This is a genomic window from Mycobacterium sp. (genome assembly GCF_039583805.1).
In the GTDB taxonomy this organism is placed as follows: domain Bacteria; phylum Actinomycetota; class Actinomycetes; order Mycobacteriales; family Mycobacteriaceae; genus Mycobacterium.
The window spans coordinates 1-17,526 of the sequence record NZ_JAVKSH010000037.1 but is presented as its reverse complement, the minus strand read 5'-3'; the positions used below and the strand labels follow the sequence as shown (position 1 = coordinate 17,526).

Annotated in this window: 14 protein-coding genes and 1 pseudogene; 5 read left to right on the top strand and 10 right to left on the bottom strand. The window is 70.3% G+C overall.

Annotated elements, in window-relative coordinates; all coding sequences use genetic code 11:
- The coding region (locus tag ABDW21_RS07035; RefSeq protein WP_343601783.1) for an ATP-binding cassette domain-containing protein at positions 1–2,112 on the top strand (2,112 nt) is incomplete at its 5' end.
- 18 nt (positions 2,113–2,130) lie between these two features.
- Here ABDW21_RS07035 and ABDW21_RS07030 read toward each other — a convergent pair.
- Genes ABDW21_RS07030 through ABDW21_RS07015 form a run of 4 tightly spaced genes read right to left on the bottom strand, consistent with a single transcriptional unit; the run spans position 2,131 to position 6,150 of the window.
- A complete protein-coding gene (locus ABDW21_RS07030; protein WP_343710233.1) occupies positions 2,131–2,721 on the bottom strand; it encodes an ATP/GTP-binding protein in 591 nt (196 codons plus the stop codon).
- A complete protein-coding gene (locus ABDW21_RS07025; protein ID WP_343710232.1) occupies positions 2,702–3,076 on the bottom strand; it encodes a DUF742 domain-containing protein in 375 nt (124 codons plus the stop codon). Before ABDW21_RS07025 ends, ABDW21_RS07030 begins: the two co-directional genes overlap by 20 nt.
- Positions 3,077–3,082: 6 nt before the next feature.
- Entirely contained in the window at positions 3,083–3,493 is a 411-nt protein-coding gene (locus ABDW21_RS07020) for a serine protease inhibitor (RefSeq protein ID WP_343601777.1), read from the bottom strand.
- Entirely contained in the window at positions 3,490–6,150 is a 2,661-nt protein-coding gene (locus ABDW21_RS07015; protein WP_343710231.1) for an ATP-binding protein, read from the bottom strand. The genes ABDW21_RS07020 and ABDW21_RS07015 overlap by 4 nt, the downstream gene beginning before the upstream one ends.
- A 376-nt stretch (positions 6,151–6,526) precedes the next feature.
- On the opposite strand from ABDW21_RS07015, the gene ABDW21_RS07010 reads away from it, so the two are divergent.
- Positions 6,527–6,991 (top strand): tRNA (cytidine(34)-2'-O)-methyltransferase, encoded by a 465-nt coding sequence (locus ABDW21_RS07010; RefSeq protein WP_343601774.1) that lies wholly within the window; start codon positions 6,527–6,529, stop codon positions 6,989–6,991.
- On the opposite strand, the gene ABDW21_RS07005 is transcribed toward ABDW21_RS07010, so the two are convergent.
- Together ABDW21_RS07005 and ABDW21_RS07000 are read right to left on the bottom strand one after the other, a co-directional pair.
- Complete coding sequence (locus ABDW21_RS07005) at positions 6,992–7,633, bottom strand: nitroreductase family protein (protein WP_343600632.1); 642 nt, start codon at positions 7,631–7,633, stop codon at positions 6,992–6,994. It lies immediately after the preceding gene.
- Positions 7,634–7,752: 119 nt separating this feature from the next.
- Positions 7,753–11,037, bottom strand: coding sequence for an error-prone DNA polymerase (locus tag ABDW21_RS07000; protein WP_343600633.1), 3,285 nt, complete (start codon positions 11,035–11,037; stop codon positions 7,753–7,755).
- A 195-nt stretch (positions 11,038–11,232) separates the two neighbouring features.
- Between ABDW21_RS07000 and ABDW21_RS06995 the strand changes: the two genes are divergently transcribed.
- A complete protein-coding gene (locus ABDW21_RS06995) occupies positions 11,233–12,612 on the top strand; it encodes a wax ester/triacylglycerol synthase family O-acyltransferase (protein WP_343600634.1) in 1,380 nt (459 codons plus the stop codon).
- 23 nt (positions 12,613–12,635) lie between these two features.
- Here ABDW21_RS06995 and ABDW21_RS06990 read toward each other — a convergent pair whose 3' ends face one another.
- Both ABDW21_RS06990 and ABDW21_RS06985 read right to left on the bottom strand, forming a co-directional pair.
- Positions 12,636–13,562: a class I SAM-dependent methyltransferase gene (locus ABDW21_RS06990; RefSeq protein WP_343710230.1), complete on the bottom strand. Its 927-nt coding sequence runs from the start codon at positions 13,560–13,562 to the stop codon at positions 12,636–12,638.
- 4 nt (positions 13,563–13,566) lie between these two features.
- Entirely contained in the window at positions 13,567–14,478 is a 912-nt protein-coding gene (locus ABDW21_RS06985; protein ID WP_343600636.1) for an SAM-dependent methyltransferase, read from the bottom strand.
- A gap of 51 nt (positions 14,479–14,529) precedes the next feature.
- Between ABDW21_RS06985 and otsB the strand changes: the two genes are divergently transcribed.
- Together otsB and ABDW21_RS06975 are read left to right on the top strand one after the other, a co-directional pair.
- A complete protein-coding gene (otsB, locus tag ABDW21_RS06980; protein WP_343710229.1) occupies positions 14,530–15,681 on the top strand; it encodes a trehalose-phosphatase in 1,152 nt (383 codons plus the stop codon).
- Positions 15,682–15,712: 31 nt separating this feature from the next.
- Positions 15,713–16,036 (top strand): annotated as a pseudogene (locus ABDW21_RS06975) (D-alanyl-D-alanine carboxypeptidase); the annotation flags it as partial.
- 226 nt (positions 16,037–16,262) lie between these two features.
- Here ABDW21_RS06975 and ABDW21_RS06970 read toward each other — a convergent pair.
- On the bottom strand, positions 16,263–17,141 hold the full coding sequence (locus ABDW21_RS06970) for a MaoC/PaaZ C-terminal domain-containing protein (RefSeq protein WP_343600638.1): 879 nt from the start codon (positions 17,139–17,141) through the stop codon (positions 16,263–16,265).
- Between the two features lie 158 nt (positions 17,142–17,299).
- A partial coding sequence (locus tag ABDW21_RS06965; RefSeq protein ID WP_343710228.1) for an LppA family lipoprotein occupies positions 17,300–17,526 on the bottom strand: 227 nt, incomplete at its 5' end.

Below are 17,526 nucleotides of genomic sequence, written 5' to 3'. Positions count from 1 at the left end.
CCGGCCTATCCGGTCAGCTCACCGCAGCCCCCGCCGCCGGGCCGGCCGCCGCACCCCGCCCAGCCGGCCCTGCCGCCGCAGACCCGCAAAGCCCCTGCCGTCAGCACGCCGCCCGAGGTGTCGAACCTCGCGACCAAGATGTTTGGCGTGCTGCTGCCCGGCACGGCGGAGCCGGAGAAACCGGCAGGCTCGGCGACCATCGGCCGCGCCCACGACAACGACATCGTCATCGGGGACGTGCTGGCGTCGCGCCACCACGCGTTCCTGGTGCCGACGCAGCTGGGCACCGAGATCCGCGACGCCCGCAGCATCAACGGGACGTTCGTCAACGGCGTGCGGGTCGGGTCCGCAGTGCTGTCCGAGGGCGACGTGGTGACGATCGGCAACGTCGACCTGGTGTTCGCCGACGGCACCCTGATCCGCCGCACCGAGGCCGCGACCCGCACCGGCGGCCTAGAGGTCAACGCCGTCCACTTCAGGATCGACGGCAAGGAGCTGCTGGACGACATCTCGCTGACCGCCCGGCCCGGCACGCTCACCGCGATCATCGGTGGCTCCGGCGCCGGCAAGACCACGCTGTCGCGGCTGATCGCCGGCTACACCCGGCCCAGCGCCGGCACGGTCACCTTCGAGGGCCACGACATCCACGCCGAGTACGCCACCATGCGCAGCCGGATCGGGATGGTGCCCCAAGACGACGTCGTGCACCGCCAGCTGACCGTCAGCCAGGCGCTCGGCTACGCCGCCGAGCTGCGGCTGCCGCCGGACACCAGCAAGCAGGAACGCGCCCACCTGGTCGCCCAGGTGCTCGAGGAGCTGGACCTGACCCAGCACGCCGACACCCGCGTCGACAAGCTCTCCGGCGGCCAGCGCAAACGCGCCTCGGTGGCGCTGGAGCTGATCACCCAGCCGTCGCTGCTCCTGCTCGACGAGCCGACTTCTGGTCTGGACCCGGCGCTGGACCGCCAGGTCATGCTGATGCTGCGCCAGCTCGCCGACGCCGGACGCGTCGTGCTGGTGGTGACCCACTCGGTGTCCTACCTCGACGTGTGCGACCAGCTGCTGCTGGTGGCACCGGGCGGCAAAACCGCGTTCTGCGGGCCTCCGGACCAGGTCGAGGCCGCGCTGGGGACCCGGAACTGGGCGGACATCTTCGCTCAGGTGGGCGCCGACCCCGACGAGGCCAACCGCCGCTTCCTGGAGCGCAGCAGGCAACGGCACGAGCAGCCGGTGCGGGCCTCGCAGCCGGGCGACCTCGGCGAGGCGGTGCACACCGACCTGCGGCGCCAACTGTCCACGATCGCGCGCCGCCAGGTGCGGCTGGTCATCTCCGACCGCGGCTACTCGATCTTCCTGGCGGCGCTGCCGTTCATCGTCGGCCTGGTGGTGTTGACCGTTCCGGGGTCCAAACCCGGGCTCGGTTTCGCCGATCCGACGGGCATTGCGCCCACCCAGCCGCAGTACATCATGGTGTTCCTGAATTTCGGCGCGGTGTTCATGGGCGTGGCGCTGACCATCCGCGACCTGATCGGCGAGCGCCCCATCTTCACCAGAGAGCAGGCGGTCGGCCTGTCGACGACCGCCTACCTGCTGGCCAAGATCCTGGTGTTCTGCGCGTTCGCGGTGACCCAGGCCTTCATCGCGACGGCCATCGTCCGGCTCGGCAAGGGCGCCCCCACCCAGCATCCGCAGTTCTTCGGCGACGCCACGTTCTCGTTGTTCGCCACCGTCGCCGGCACCTGCGTGGCCTCGGCGATCCTGGGGCTGCTGCTGTCGGCGTTCGCGCAGACCAACGAGCAGATCATGCCGCTGCTGGTGGTGTCGGTGCTGGTGCAGCTGGTGCTGTCCGGCGGGATCATCCCGATGGTCGACGCGGCGGGTCACAGCAAAGCCCTCGACTACCTGTCCTGGGCGACGCCCGCGCGGTGGGGGTACGCCGCCGGGTCGTCGTCGATCAACCTGCCGGACCTGGTGAAGGTTCCGCAGATCCACACCAAGGACCCGCTCTGGCAGCACAGCAAACACATCTACGTCCTCGACATGAGCATGCTCGTGGTGCTGTCGCTGGTCTACGGGTCCGCCGTGTGGTGGAAGATCCGGTTGAAGCGCTGAACCTGATTGCCCGGCTCCTCAACGGGCCGTCCCGGCCCGCATCGTCGTCGGCGCGAGGCTGGCCAGCGCGTACTCGCTGATCGCGATCAGCGCGTCGGTCGCCGACCGGCGATCCCGGGCGTCGACGGTGATGACGGGAATGTGGCCGGGCAACGTCAGCGCCGCGCGCACCTCGGCCTCGGGATACCGTGGCGCGCCGTCGAACTGGTTGACCGCGATGAGGAACGGCAGGCTGCGGTGTTCGAAGTAGTCGACTGCGGCGAAGCTGTCCTGCAGGCGTCGGCAATCCACCAGGATGATCGCGCCGATGGCACCGCGAACCAGGTCGTCCCACATGAACCAGAACCGGCGCTGGCCCGGTGTGCCGAACAGGTAGAGCACCAGGTCCTGTGCGAGGGTGATCCGGCCGAAATCCATCGCCACCGTAGTGGTCCGCTTGTCCGGGGTGGCCTCCAGCATGTCGACGCCGGTGGAGGCGTCGGTCACCATCGCCTCGGTGCGCAGCGGCATGATCTCCGACACCGCGCCCACGAACGTCGTCTTGCCCGCGCCGAATCCGCCCGCGACGACAATCTTCGTGGCGGCTGTCTCACAGCGCTCGTAGGGCACGCAGCGTCCTTCCGATCAGTTCCCGGCGTTCGTCGCTGGTCGACCCGTCGGTCAACGTGGCGCTCACCCGAAGGTAGCCCGCCGTGACCAGATCGCCGACCAGCACACGCGCCACCCCGAGCGGCAGACCCAGGCGGGCCGATATTTCCGCGACTGACGAGCTCGTGACGCACAGCCGGACGATCCTGCCTCGCACGTCGTCGGGCGGCCAACGGTGGTACAGCGCCGACCGCAGCGTCTGAACCGGGGCCTCCAGGGGCAGGTCGACGCTGGTGTCGGTCCGCCCGGCCGTCAACGTGTAGGGGCGGACCAGGCTCGCCTGCGCTGCGGGTGGCGGCGGCGTGCGGCTGTCCATCGCAGCTCACCGAGACGACGGAGCGGCGCGCCGCGACGACTGCACGACGCCGCCCACCCGCTCCACGAGGACGGCCATCTCATATCCGATCTGGCCGATGTCGCACGACGTCGACGCCAGCGTCGCCAGCTGCGACCCGTCACCGACCCGCATCAGCAACAGGTAGCCGTGCTGCATCTCCACCACCGACTGCAGCACCTGACCGCCCTCGAACAGCTGCGCCGCGCCGGTGGCCAGGCTGGCCAGCCCGGACGCCACCGCGGCCAGCTGATCGGCCCGTTCCGTCGGCAGGTGCTCGCTCGCGGCGATCAGCAGCCCGTCGACGGACACCAGCACCGCATGCGACACCCCGGGTACCTCGCGGGCGAAATTCGACACCAGCCAGTCCAGCGAGCGGTCCTGCCGCGGGTGGCTCATTCGCCGTCAGGTCCTCGACGGGTGTCGCGGGCGTGCGACCGTCCCGCCCGCACCCCGCCGAAATGGCTGCTGATGGAGGTGCGGATCGCCTCGGGGTCGGGTGCCGGCGCGGCATGGGTGGGGTGTCGGCCCGGTTCGGGACGCGAGTCGGTCCCGCCGTTCGGCGCTGCCCCGCCGCCCCGCTCCGCCCGGTGCGGTGCGACGCCGTCGGTGTCGGGCGTGACGGCGCCGGGCACCAGCCGCGCACCCGGTTCACGCACCGGCAGGCCGTGGTCGGTGCGTGCCCGGACAGGGACGTTCTCGGCCTCGGCAGCGGCTGACCAGCCGTGATCCCACACCGACTTCCAGTCCAGGTCGGCGCTGTGGGCCAACTCGCGCGGGTCGACCAGCCACTCGGAGAGCATCCGCTGGTAGATCAAGTCGGACTCCGGTGCGCTGCGTGGCGCCGCGGCGGCCGCGGCGGGCCAGTCATCGTCGGCCGTCTGCGCGGGCCGCCGGGGCGGCGGCGAGGCGGCGGGCTTCGGCGACCGCGCGGCGAAGAACGCGGAGGTGTCCGTAACCGCGTGGGCCGCAGGCTGTTCCGCGCTCGCCTCGACCGGGTGGCGCGTCTCCCACCACGCCTGCGGCAACTCGCGCGCCGGCATATCCGGGTGGCCGGTCGGGCCGACCGGGATCCCGGTGATGCCACTGGACCCGGGACTGCGTTGCGGCAACACGGTCAGCGGCGGCTTGCCGGGAGTCGGCCCGTCGCGGCCGGCCGTGCCGGCCGGCCGCGTGCGGTCCGGCGACTCGCCGTCGTCGGGCGGCGCCGCGGGTTCGCCGAGCCGCGGCGGGGCCGGTGAAGACGCCGCTGCCCCCGGGGCGGAGGATCCCTGCGGATCAGCGCCGACCAGCGCCGTCGGCGGCAGGTAGACCTCGGCCGTCGTACCGGATCTGCGCTCACCGGGCCCGCACAGCCGCACCCGGATGCCGTGCCGGTCCGCCAGCCGGCCGACCACGAACAGCCCCATGTGGCGCGCCGAATCAGGGGAGACGTCGGGCGTGACTTCGCCGCCGGCGCGCAGCCGGATGTTGGCCATCCGCCGGTCGCCGTCGGTCATGCCCAGCCCGGCGTCGACGACCTGCAGGAGAAGTCCCCCATCGGCGCGCGCCGCGGCGGAAACCCGGACCGGCGAGGTCGGCGGCGAGTAGCGCAGCGCGTTGTCGATCAGCTCGGCCAGCAGATGGACGACGTCGCCCGCGGCCGCAGTGGTGATGGTGCAGTCGGAGACCGCGGCGGTCTCCACCCGGCGGTAATCCTCGACTTCGGAGATGGCGGCGTTGATCACCGTCGGCAGCGGCACCGGCCCGCGCTGGTCGGCCCGCGAGGCCTGCGCGCCCGCCAACACCATCAGGTTGGCGCTGTTGCGCCGCATCCGGGTGGCCAGGTGGTCGAGCCGGAACAGGCTGTCGAGCCGATCAGGGTCGGCCTCGTCGCGCTCCAGCCGGTCGATCAGCGCGAGCTGCTGGTCGACCAGGGAACGGTTGCGCCGCGACATGGTCTCGAACATGTCGTTGACCAACCACCGCAGCCTGGCCTCGTCACCGGCCAGCAACAGGGCCTGGGTGTGCAGCTCGTCGAGGGCGTGGGCGACCTGGCCGATTTCCTCGGTGGTGTGGATCGGCAGCGGCTCGGGGGCCTGGTCGTCGCCCGCCCGGGCACGGGCGATTCCGCGGTCGAGGTCGGTGTGGGCGACCTTCAACGCGCCGTCCTTCAGCACCCGCAGCGGCTGGATCAGCGAGCGCGCCACCCACACCACGATGCCGAGGGCTGCCGCGATGGCGGCCAGCACGAGCACGGCGTCGCGGACCGCGGCGTCGTGGCGACTGGTGGCGCGGTCGTGCAGCGACGTCGTCACCGACGCGGTGGTGTCCTTGATCACCCTGGCGGCGATCGCGTCGGTGGTCTGCACCGAGCGCAGCAGCTCCGGGTTGTCGACCAGCTGGCTGGCCGGGTCGGACATGATCGCCAACCGGGTGACCAGCTGCTGCTGCAGCTTCTTGGCGGCCGGTGAGCCGACGCCGAGCACCTCGGCCATGCCGAACAACGTCGACGGCTCGGTGCCGGCCAGGGTGATCATCGACGTGCGTAGTTCGGGTTCGGGCAGTTCGGCGCCGCCGGTGATCAGCAGCTGCTGCATCATCATCTGGCCACGCGCCCCGATCGCCCGGCTCAGTCCCTGCGCCGCGGCCCGGATCTGGGCGTTGTCCACGCGGACCGACGCGTCCACGACGTTCTCGGCGGTCAACAGGACGGGCGCGAAGGTGGTGACCTGCTCGCGCAGACCGATGCTGTTCGACGCCACCGCATCGAGCAGCGCCTGGCCGCCGTTGAGCACCATGCCCACGCCGACTCGTACATCGGGAGCGACGTCGGTGCTCGTCAGCCGGGACTGCAACTCGTCCTTGCGGGCGTCGTAGTTCTTCTGCGCGCCGCCGACATCGCCCCCGCCCGACGTCGCCAGCAACGCCGAATCCAGGGCCGCCATGTATTTCGTGATCGCCGGAACCACCTCGGCGCGGTCAGCCGCCAGGCGAAGGTCGCGGGCGTCGGTGACCGCGCCGTAGATTCGCAGCCCACCGAAAACCATCGCCAGCACCAGCGGAACCGTCACCATCGCCACGACTTTCCACCGGACCGGCCAATTGCGCAGAGTCCATGTCGGCGGTCGATGCGCCGGGGCGGGCCGCACGGCAGAGTGGATGCCGAGGCTGTTCGACTCGGACGACTCGGCCGCGCGGGCGACCGTGCTCACCAATCCACGGCCGTCCGTAAGCGCGTCCTCCATGAGACTTCCTGCTAACTGCACTCGCCCCCGGACAAGACGGCGAGCGACGTGAGCCTGGCAATGCGATGAGTATGGCAGCCCGCCGCCGTCGTGACCACAGCGCCGTCGTGACCACGGCGCCGTCGTGACCACGGCTGCGGGTCCGGCCGGACTCCGAAAAGGATAGCGGAGCAAATTGGCGGCAGCCAACTGTCATGATCGGCGGATGTTCCGGCTACTGTTCGTCTCGCCGCGCATTCCACCCAACACCGGCAACGCCATCCGGACCGCGGCGGCCACCGGAGCCCAACTGCACCTGGTCGAGCCGCTGGGCTTCGAGCTGTCCGAACCGAAGCTGCGCCGAGCGGGGCTGGACTATCACGACCTGGCCTCGGTCACCGTGCACGCGTCGCTGGAGGCGGCGTGGGCCGCGCTGTCGCCGCAGCGGGTGTTCGCCTTTACCGCGCACGCGGCCACGGTGTTCACCGACGTCGACTACCAGCCCGGCGACGTGTTGATGTTCGGGCCGGAGCCCACCGGGCTGGATGCCGCGACGCTGGCCGACGCGCACATCACCGAACGGGTCTTCATCCCCATGCTGGCCGGACGCCGGTCGCTGAACCTGTCCAACGCCGCCGCGGTCGCGGTGTACGAGGCGTGGCGTCAGCAGGAGTTCGCCGGATCGGTCTAGTTACCAGGTGTCCCAGTGCGTGACGGCCTCGGCGGGCAGGCGCTTGGCGGGCCGGAAGTCGGTGCCTTTGGTGTAGGCGATCGGAAACAGCCCGGCCTGGCTGTAGGTGTCGTGGGGTATGCCCAGCAGTTCGGCGGCCTGCTTCTCGCCGTCGCCGAGCAGGTGCAGCGTCGTCCACGCCGAGCCCAGCCCACGCGACCGCAACGCCAGCATGAAGCTCCACACCGCGGGCAGCAGCGACCCCCAGAAGGATCCGCTCACCCCGGCGGGCGCCCCGTCCGGGCGGCCCATCAGGCAGGGGATCAGCATCACCGGCACCTCGTGGAAGTGCTCGTTGAGGTACTTGGCCGAGTCGAACACCAACGGCCCGCGCTCGTCGCGCACGTCGCCGTAGGCGGGCTTCGACTGGGCCAGGTACGGGGTCGCGTTGGCGCGGTAGATGTCGGCCAGCGCCTTCTTCTTGTCGGCGTCTTCGACGAACACCCACTGCCAACCCTGCGCGTTGGACCCGGTGGGCGCCTGCAACGCCAGCTCCAGGCATTCCATCAGCACCTCGCGGGGCACCGGCTTGTCGAAGTCGAGCCGCTTGCGCACGGTTCGGGTGGTGGTCAGAACGTCATCGGCGGTCAGGTTCAGGGTCATGCGGCGAGATTACCTTCGGCGCCATCCCGGTCGAACTCGGTCACTCGCCGATCGTGGAGCTGTTGCGACCATCACTTGAGCCTGCCGGCGGAAATCGCCCAACAGCTTCACGCTCGGCGTCAGCGGAAGTCGCGGGACGTCGAACCCACCGTCAGAGTGAGCGGAGCCAGCCGCTCTGCCACGACAGTGACTGCGCCGCTGGCGTTTTGGACCTGGCCGCGGACCAGCAGCGCCGACGCCGTCTGCGCCAGCCGGTAGTGCCGCGCCCACACTCCCGGCGTGCAGAGCACGTTGACCATTCCGGTCTCGTCTTCGAGGTTGATGAACGTCACCCCCTTCGCCGTCGCGGGCCGCTGCCGATGGGTGACCGCGCCGGCGATCAGCACGCGGTCGCCGTCGGGCACGCTGAGCAGCTTCGCGGCGGGCAGCACGCCCAGCGCGTCCAGATCCGCCCTCAGGAACTGTGTCGGATAGCTGTCGACGGAAATGCCGGTGGACCACACGTCGGCGGCGGCCAGCTCCGGGGCACTCATCCCCGGCAGCGCCGGGATGTGCGGCGAGGAGCCCACGTTCAGCCGGTCCGGCCGCGCGGCGGCAGCCGCCCCGGCCGCCCACAGCGCCTCCCGCCGGGACACCCCGAAGCAGCCCAGCGCGCCGGCGGTGGCCAGCGCTTCGGCCTGCGGCACGGAGAGCTGCACCCGCGACGTCACGTCCAGCAGAGACGCGAACGGGCCGTTGGCTTTTCGCTCTTCGACCAGTTTCTCGGCCAGGTCGCCTCCGATGTGGCGCACACCACCCAGCCCGATCCGCACGTCCATGCCCGCATTTTCCAGCGTGGCGTGCGCCAGGCTGGCGTTGACGTCCGGGCCGTGCACGGTCACGCCGTGCCGGCGGGCGTCGGCCACCAGCGACTGCGGCGAGTAGAACCCCATCGGCTGCGCCCTCAGCAGCGCCGCGCAGAACGCCGCCGGGTGGTGCAGCTTGAACCACGCCGAGTAGAACACCAGCGACGCGAAGCTTTGCGCATGGCTCTCCGGAAAGCCGAAATTGGCGAAGGCTTCCAGCTTTTCGTAGATCCGGTCGGCGGCCTCGCCGGTGATGCCGTGCCGTGCCCGCATGCCGGTGTAGAACCGGCCGCGCAACCGGCGCATCCGTTCGGTGGAGCGCTTGGAACCCATGGCGCGCCGCAGCTGGTCGGCCTCGGCGGCGGTAAAGCCGGCGCAGTCGACCGCCAGCTGCATCAGCTGCTCCTGGAACAGCGGCACTCCCAACGTTTTCCGCAATGCCGGTTCCATCGACGGGTGGTCGTAGGTGACCGGGTCGATGCCATTGCGCCGCCGGATGTAGGGGTGTACCGACCCGCCCTGGATCGGCCCGGGCCGGATCAGCGCCACCTCAACCACCAGGTCGTAGAACTCGCGTGGCTTGAGCCGCGGCAAGGTGGCCATCTGCGCGCGGGATTCCACCTGGAACACCCCGACGGAGTCGGCGCGGGCCAGCATCTCATAGACCGCCGGCTCGCAGAGGTCGAGACGGGCCAGATCCACCTCGATGCCCTTGTGCTCGGCCACCAGGTCGACCGCGTAGTGCAACGCCGAGAGCATACCCAGGCCGAGCAGGTCGAATTTCACCAAACCGATTGCCGCGCAGTCGTCTTTGTCCCACTGCAACACGCTGCGGCCCGGCATGCGGGCCCATTCCACCGGGCACACGTCGGCGATGGGCCGGTCGCAGATCACCATGCCACCAGAGTGGATTCCCAGGTGCCGCGGCAGGTTGGCGATCTGGGTGGCCAGCTCGATCACCTGCCCGGGGATGCCCGCCAAGTCGCCCGGGTCAGACGGCAACCCGCTCCAGCGACTGACCAGCTTGCTCCACGCGTCCTGCTGGCCCGGCGAGAAGCCCAGCGCACGGGCCGTGTCGCGCACCGCGATCCGGCTCCGGTAGGTGATGACGTTGGCGACCTGCGCGGCGTAGTCGCGACCGTATTTGTCGTAGACGTACTGGATGACTTTTTCGCGCTGATCGGATTCGATGTCGACGTCGATGTCGGGCGGCCCGTCGCGAGCGGGTGACAGGAAGCGCTCGAACAACAGCTCGTTGGCCACCGGGTCGACCGCGGTGATGCCCAGGGCATAGCAGACCGCGGAGTTGGCCGCCGATCCCCTGCCCTGGCAGAAGATAGTGTTCTCCCGACAGAACCGGGTGATGTCGTGCACCACCAGGAAGTATCCTGGAAAGTTCAGTTGCGCAATGACTTTCAGCTCATGCTCGATTTGGGCGTAGGCTTTGCGCGCCCGCTCGGGCGGCCCGTACCGGTCGCGGGCGCCGGACATCGTCAGCTCGCGCAGCCAGCTGTCCTCGGTGTGCCCGGCCGGCACGCCGAACGGCGGCAGCCGCGGCGCGATGAGCGCCAGCCCGAACGCGCACTGCTCGCCGAGGTCGGCCGCGGCGGCCACCGCCTCGGGGTGCCAGGCGAACAGCCGGGCCATCTCCTCGCCGGAGCGCAGGTGCGAGCCGCCCAGCGGGGCCAGCCAGCCGGCCGCGCAGTCCAGGGACTTTCTGGCCCGGATGGCGCCCACGGCCATCGCCAGCCGGGCCCGGGACGGTTCGGCGAAATGCGCGCCGGTGGTGGCGACGGTCGTGACGCCGAACCGCGACGCCAACGCCGCCAGCGCGACGTTGGCGTCGTCGTCGAGGGGATACCCGTGCCTGGTCAGCTCGACGCTGACCCGGCCGGCCCCGAACCTGTCCACCAGCCCGGCCAGCGCATCAGCTGCCCCGTCCGGTCCGTTGCTGGAAAACGCCTGACGCACATGGCCTTTGCGGCACCCGGTCAGGATGTGCCAGTGCCCGCCCGCGGCCTCGGTGAGCGCGTCGATGTCGAAGCGCGGCCTGCCCTTCTCGCCGCCAGCCAGATGCGCGGCGGCCAGCTGCCGCGACAGGCGTCGATAACCCTCCGGGCCGCGGGCCAGCACCAGCAGGTGCGGGCCCGGCGGGTCCGGCTCGTCGGTGCGGGCACCCGACCCCAGCGACAATTCCGCGCCGAAGACGGTAGGCATGTCCAACTCGGCGGCCGCTTCGGCGAACCGCACCGCCCCGTAGAGGCCGTTGTGGTCGGTCAGCGCGACGGCGCGCAGATCCAGCCGCGCCGCCTCCTCGACCAGCTCCTCCGGTGTGCTCGCGCCGTCGAGGAAGCTGTACGCCGAGTGCGCGTGCAACTCGGCGTATGCGACGACCGAGCGGGCCGTCCGGTCGCCGGGCGGCGGCTCGTACCTACCGCGCTTGCGGGACCAGGCGGGGCTGTCACCGCCGTCGCCTGCCGGCGCGCCGGTGCGCGGCGGTCTGCCGTCGAGCACCCGCTCCATCTCCGCCCAGCCCGGCGGCCCGTCGCTCCAACCCACGCCCGCCAGCGTATCGAAAACATGTTCGAACGATCAAGAGCGTCGCACGGACGCCGAGAACGACCATGCAACGTCGTGAACGGCGTTGTGATCCAACCGACCCCAGTCGTTCACACGATTTAATCTGGGCGCCACCTCTCGCCCCGGTTACCGCGGAATACTCAGACGGGTTCCCGACGCGAACGGCGGAAAGTCATGACGCGACTGAAACCACTCGATGCGGGCTTCCTCATGGCAGAAGACTCCGACCGACACGTCAGCCTCGCGATCGGCGGGATCGCCGTCGTCGACGGCGCCGCGCCCGGCCACAGCGCATTCCGGGAACTGCTGGCCCAACGGATCCAGGCAATACCGCGGTCCACCCAGGTGCTGCGCACCCACCCCCTCGACGTGGAGGCGCCGACGTGGGTCGACGATCCGGAATTCGACCTGACCCGCCACGTGCGCCGGGTCGCCCTCCCGGCGCCCGGCGACGACGACGAACTGTTCCGGGTCGTCGCCGACGTGCTGGAACGCCGCCTGGACCGGGACCGCCCGCTGTGGGAATGCTGGGTCATCGAAGGGCTGGCGGATGACCGCTGGGCGATGCTGATAAAGATCCACCACTGCGTCGCCGACGGAATCTCGGCCGCCCGCATCCTCACCCGGCTCTGCGACGGAGCCGAGGCCGGCGCACGCCCGGCCGTCACGAAACGCGTCGGCAGGGCGCATCCGCATCTGCGCCCGGTGCCCGCCCCGGCCCCGCGCAACCGGCTCGACGACCTGTGGCGCGCCGTCACCACGGTCACCGACGCTGCCGCGCGAGCGGTCACCGGGGCGGCGGAAATCGCGGTCGGATTGCTCCGGCCGGCCGCCGGGTCGTCGCTGGTCGGCCCGGTCACCGCCATGCGGAGCTATCGCGCGGTCCGGGTGCCCCTCGCCGACGTCCAACGGGTGTGCCGCAGGTTCGACGTGACCGTCAACGACGTGGCGCTCGCGGCGATCACCGAGGGATTCCGCTCGGTGTTTCTGCACCGCGGCGAGGAACCGCGTGCCGACTCGCTGCGCACCCTGGTGCCGGTGTCGCTGCGCCGCGCCGACGAGCTCGACACACCGGACAACCGTATTTCGGTCATGCTGCCCTACCTGCCGGTCGAACAGGACGACCCGATCCAACAGTTACGCACCGTGCACATCCGACTGACCCGAGCCAAGCAGGGCGGCCAGTCCCAAGCCGGCAGCATCGTCGTCTCGGCGGCCAACTACGTCCCGTTTGTGTTGTCCTCCTTGGCGATTCGGGTGCTCACCCGGCTGCCGCAACGTGGCATCGTTACGCTGGCCAGCAACGTGCCCGGGCCCCGGCACCGGCTGCGGCTGATGGGCGGCAAAGTGGTTGGCCTGCTGCCGATTCCACCGATCGCGTTGCGGCTGCGCACCGGGGTTGCGGTGCTCAGCTACGCCGACGACCTGGTGTTCGGCATCACCGCCGACTACCACTTCGCACCCGACGTCGAGCAGCTCGCCGACGGGATAGCCAGGGGTGTGGCGCGGTTGGAGGCGCTCAGTCAGGAGTCGGTGCTGCTGTTCGCCAGGTAGACGCGTCGCCGCGACGTCCGCGTTCAGCCGAGCGTGCGCCGTGCGGAAACGAAAAGATTGGGCATGAGGTCCTTGGCCTCGTCGCTGCGCCCGTGGCGGGCCAGCCACTCCTGCAGGGTCGCCGTCGACGCGTCCCAACCGTGCTCGGCGAGCCATTCGCCGACGTCGGTGCGCTGCTCGGGGTACCACAGTTCTTCGACGTCGACGACGTCGGTGCCGAGCAGCCGGGCGGCCTCTGACCGCAGGTGCCGCATCTGGTCACGCTGGCGCGCCAACCTGTCCGGATCCGCGGCGGCGGCGCCGACCGCGTTGGTGGCCAATCGGCTGCCGACCGCGCTGAGCGCATGGATCCGCTGGAAAAGCGAATCCTGATCCGATGGCGTCAGATAGCGCAGCAGACCCTCAGCCGACCATCCGGTGGGTCTGGCCGGGTCGAAACCGGCGTCGCGCAGCGCCCGCGGCCAATCCTGGCGCAGGTCCACCGGCACATACACCAGCTTCGCCGCCGGGCGCGCACCGTGCCGCCGCAGGGTGGCGTCCTTGAAGTCCAACACCTTGGGCTGGTCGACCTCGTAGACGGCGATGCCGTCCGGCCACGGCAGCCGCCAGACCCGCGAATCCAGACCTGACGCCAGGATCACCATCTGCTGGACGCCGGCTTCGGCGGCGGTCAGGAAGAATTCGTCGAAAAACACCGTCCGCACCGCCATGAAGTCCACCATCGCCCGCACCGGCGGCCGCACCTCGGGGTCGGCACCGTCGAGCAACGCCGGGTGGGCGAACAGACTCCAGATTCCCGGGCCGGCCTCGTCGAGGAAAACGCGCGCGAACGGGTCGTTGATCAGCGGGTTCGGGCTCTCCGTCTCCACCGCCCGCGCCGCGGCGACCTCCAGCGCCGTAGCGCCCACGCTTTCGGTGATGTCCCAGGTGTCGTCATCGCTTCTCGGCATAGCCTCAACCCTTCCCTTCGGACCGGATCGCGGTGTAGTAGCAGCTGTCGGCGAACGGCGTCTGTGCCGCGCGCGAGGCAAGACCGTTGTCCGCGAGCAGCTGGCGCAAAGGTGTTGTGACCGACTGCCAGCCGCAGTTGGTCAGGTACGCGCCGACATCGTTGCGTTGGCCGTCGTAGACGAGGTCGGACGGCACAACGGTGAACCCGTCGTCGCCCCACCGCCGCAAAACTGGTTGCAGCTCCTCGCGGGTCGGCGGCACAAAGATCTCCGTGGCCAGGCGCGTACCGGCAGCGCTGAGCGCGGTGATGTCGTCGAGCAACCGATCTTGGGCGGCCGGCGGCAAAAAAGGCAGCAGCCCTTCAGCGATCCAGGCGGTGGGCCGGCCGGGATCGAACCCGGCCCGACGCAGCGCGGCGGGCCAGTCGTGGCGCAGGTCGACGGGCACCGCCCGCACGGTGGCGGTCGGCTGCGCGTTCAGCCGCGCAAGCACCGCGGTCTTGAACTCGATCACCGCCGGCTGGTCGATCTCGAACACCGTGGTTCCCCGCGACCAGGCCATCCGGTAGGCGCGCGCGTCGAGACCGGAGGCCAAAATCACCGCCTGACGGATTCCTGCCCTGGTCGCGTCCAGCAAAAACTCGTCGAAGTACCGGGTGCGGACCGCCATGAGGTCGACAAACCACTGCAGCACCCGACGGCTGCCGTCGTCGGCGCGATCGAGTTCCCCGCTGGCCCACCGGGTGAAGAAGCCAACTCCCACGGCCCGGACCAGCGGTTGGGCGAACGCATCGTCGATAAGCGGATCGTCGGCGTTGCTGGCGACGGCCCGCGCCGCGGCCACCATGGTCGCGGTCGCTCCCACGCTGGTGGCCAGGTCCCAGGTGTCGTTTTCTTGGCGCGGCTGCCGTCCCATACAGTCCATCTTGCCCGGCCGTCAGCTCGGCGGGGCACGGAAGGCAGGTCGATGTCGGTCACCGTTGATCCGCGCCAGCACGACGCGGTGCTGTTCGAGCGCGACGGCCTGGCCACCGACACCCTGACGGCGCGACTGCACGACGCCGGCATCCGGACCGGGGTGCTCAGCCCGGCCGGTCTGCCCGGCGCCGCAGTGTTCGTCGAGGCGGCCGACGGGCTGGCGGTGCGGCCCGACCGGTGCGCGGTCGTCGCGGCAACTCCTGCCGGCGTGGCGGCCGCCCGAGCCGGCGGGTTCGGTTTGGTGATCGCCGTCGAGTTCGGCCGCGGCAACACTGCCGAACTGCGTGACCGCGGCGCCGACGCGGTGCTCACCGAGCCGGATCAGGTCGGCGTGCGCACCGGCTACCAACGGATGGCGCAGCTGCCCGACGCCGTGGCGGCCCTCGAGGTGGTGACCGCGCGACATCCCGCGGTGTTCTTCGATTTCGACGGAACGCTTTCCGACATCGTCGACAACCCGGACGCGGCGCAGCTGAGCGAGGGCGCGGCCGCCGCGTTGACGGCATTGACCGCGCGGTGTCCGGTCGCGGTGCTCAGCGGACGCGACCTCGCCGACGTGCGCGACCGGATCGGTGTGGCCGGCATGTGGTATGCGGGCAGTCACGGCTTCGAGCTGACCGGACCCGACGGAGCGCACCACCAGAACGAGGCGGCGGCGGCGAGCATCCCGCTGCTCGAACAGGCGGTGGCCGAGCTGCGCGGCCAGCTTCGTCACATCGCCGGTGTCGTAGTGGAACACAAGCGGTTTGGCGTTGCCGTGCACTACCGCAACGTGGCACGGGACCGGGTGGGTGAGGTGACCGCAGCGGTGCGGATGGCCGGTCAGCGCAGCGCACTGCGGGTGACCACGGGTCGTGAAGTCATCGAACTCCGCCCAAACGTGAACTGGGACAAGGGGAAAACGTTACGCTGGCTGCTCGACCATATCCGCGGCCCTTCGGGGCCGCCGCTGCTGCCGGTCTATCTGGGCGACGACATCACCGACGAGGACGCGTTCGAGGCGGTGCGTGACGACGGTGTGGGAATCGTGGTCCGGCACGGCGACGACGGTGACCGCGCGACCGCAGCGCGCTTCGCGTTGGACAACCCCGATCGGGTGCGCGAATTCACTGCGCGGCTGGCGCGCCGGCTAGCCCGCTGATTCAGGGTTTTGACGGAGTGGGCGGGCCGACGGCGCGATAGTGACGACCAACATCTACGACCTGCAGGCCACCGCCGTCGGGGTCGGTTCGGGCAAGCTGTCGTCGCCGGAGTCGTACCCGGCGATGGTTTCCACCAACCTGCGCGGGCACCCGACGGCGGCGCCGCCGTCGAGGCGTACCTGCCCGTCGAAGAAGCTCGCGATCGCTGTCGCGGTCACCTACCAGCCCGAGGTGTTTGACGACCGCGGCGAGCACCGCAACGAGGCCGAAACGCTGTTCCGGCGCATCGGTGCCGTGCTCGCCCCGGACGACGTGCCGCCGGTGCCAACGGCCTGCTGGTGGTCGCGCTCATAAGCTCGTCGGGATCATGTGCTTGTCACCAGGTCTGCAGCACAGCCAGGTAGATGTGACTAACGAGGCGTGTGGGTCGACCCTATTCAGCCCGGCCGCACCGAACGTGAAGCCGTTGCGACCACCCCGTGCACCAAGGCCGGATTTTTTTCCAAGGGCTTCACGTTCGGTGACCTGACCCCGGTGCACGGCACCCCGACGAACTTACGAGCGAGACCCCTAGCGCCTGTCAGCCCTGGTATTCCGCGACGCCGTCCTCGAGCACCAGCCGGGTGTCGGCGCCGTCAGCGCCGTCCGCGCCGGAAGCCTCGGTGCGGAAGACCGCCCGGCCGGGCTCGGTGCGCCAGATCAACGTCGTCAGCATCTCGCCGGGAAAGACCGGCTTGGTGAACCGCGCGGAGATCGCGGTGATCTTGGTGGCGTCGCCGTCGCCGAGTTCGCCGACCAGCGCGCGGCCCGACACCCCGTACGTGCACAGCCCGTGCATGATCGGTCTGGGGAAACCGGCCAACTCGCGGGCGAACCAGGGGTCGCTGTGCAACGGATTGCGGTCGCCGGAGAGCCGGTAGATCAGCGGCTGGTCCTCCCGGGTAGGCAACACGATGCGGGCGTCGGGCTCCCGGTCGGGCACCTCGGGTGCGGCCGGACGCTCCCCGGGCACGCCGCCGAAACCGCCGGCGCCGCGGATCACCAGCGTGGCCATCGTCTCGGCGACCAGCGTGCCCGAGTCCGGGTCGGTGCCGCGGGCGCGCAGCATGACGATCGCGTTCTTGCCCTCGCCCTTGTCTTGGATGTCGGCCACCTCGGACACCACCGACAGCTTTCCCGCGGCCGGGAGCGGCGCGTGCAGCCGAATGGCCTGCGAGCCGTGTAACAGCAGGGCCGCGTTGAAGGTTCCGATTTTGCCCGCCGCCGCGAACGCCGGGCAGCAGATGACCGCGTAGGTGGGCAGCACCTGCTGGGTGATGCCGTGGCTGTTCTCGGTGGTGAACGCCAGGTCCGCGGTCCCGGCGCCGACGCCCAGCGCGTAGAGCAGGGTGTCGCGGTCGGTCCACTTGAACAGCATCGGCTCCGCGGTCGCGCCGATGGCGTGCGGGTCGATCGCCATGCGGGTCTCCTCTCGATCGGGTTCGGCGTCTCCGACACCGGTCACGGCTACCTTACGGACGCCACGCTGGTACGCAGCTGGGAATCCGCCTCCTCGGCCATCGTCGCAGGTCTTCGGCTAATGCCGAGCAGGCGTGTCGTCTGCGCGGCGATTCAGGCTCACGGTGTGGGTGCCGGGGTTGTGAGCAGGACGGGTGGTTCTGGCGGGAGCTGACCCGGCGGGAGGTCGATGACCTTCTGCAGCAGGAAGCACTCGCCGGTGATGAGAAGCCCGGCGGTTGTTATTTGGATCAGCCGGAACTCGTACCCGTCGCCCTGCACGTCGAACTCGCGTTTGGCCGATTCGTTGAACAATGACGACTCGTCGGTAGCGCCATACTTGGTAG

Excerpts from the sequence above, each read along its gene's own strand:
- ABDW21_RS07010 (WP_343601774.1), top strand. The coding sequence starts at position 6,527 with ATGTTCCGGCTACTGTTCGTCTCGCCGCGCATTCCACCCAACACCGGC.
- ABDW21_RS07020 (WP_343601777.1), bottom strand. The coding sequence starts at position 3,493 with ATGAGCCACCCGCGGCAGGACCGCTCGCTGGACTGGCTGGTGTCGAAT.
- otsB (WP_343710229.1), top strand. The coding sequence starts at position 14,530 with ATGTCGGTCACCGTTGATCCGCGCCAGCACGACGCGGTGCTGTTCGAG.
- ABDW21_RS06985 (WP_343600636.1), bottom strand. The coding sequence starts at position 14,478 with ATGGGACGGCAGCCGCGCCAAGAAAACGACACCTGGGACCTGGCCACC.
- ABDW21_RS06995 (WP_343600634.1), top strand. The coding sequence starts at position 11,233 with ATGACGCGACTGAAACCACTCGATGCGGGCTTCCTCATGGCAGAAGAC.
- ABDW21_RS06990 (WP_343710230.1), bottom strand. The coding sequence starts at position 13,562 with ATGCCGAGAAGCGATGACGACACCTGGGACATCACCGAAAGCGTGGGC.
- ABDW21_RS07015 (WP_343710231.1), bottom strand. The coding sequence starts at position 6,150 with ATGGTGACGGTTCCGCTGGTGCTGGCGATGGTTTTCGGTGGGCTGCGA.
- ABDW21_RS07025 (WP_343710232.1), bottom strand. The coding sequence starts at position 3,076 with ATGGACAGCCGCACGCCGCCGCCACCCGCAGCGCAGGCGAGCCTGGTC.
- ABDW21_RS06970 (WP_343600638.1), bottom strand. The coding sequence starts at position 17,141 with ATGGCGATCGACCCGCACGCCATCGGCGCGACCGCGGAGCCGATGCTG.
- ABDW21_RS07005 (WP_343600632.1), bottom strand. The coding sequence starts at position 7,633 with ATGACCCTGAACCTGACCGCCGATGACGTTCTGACCACCACCCGAACC.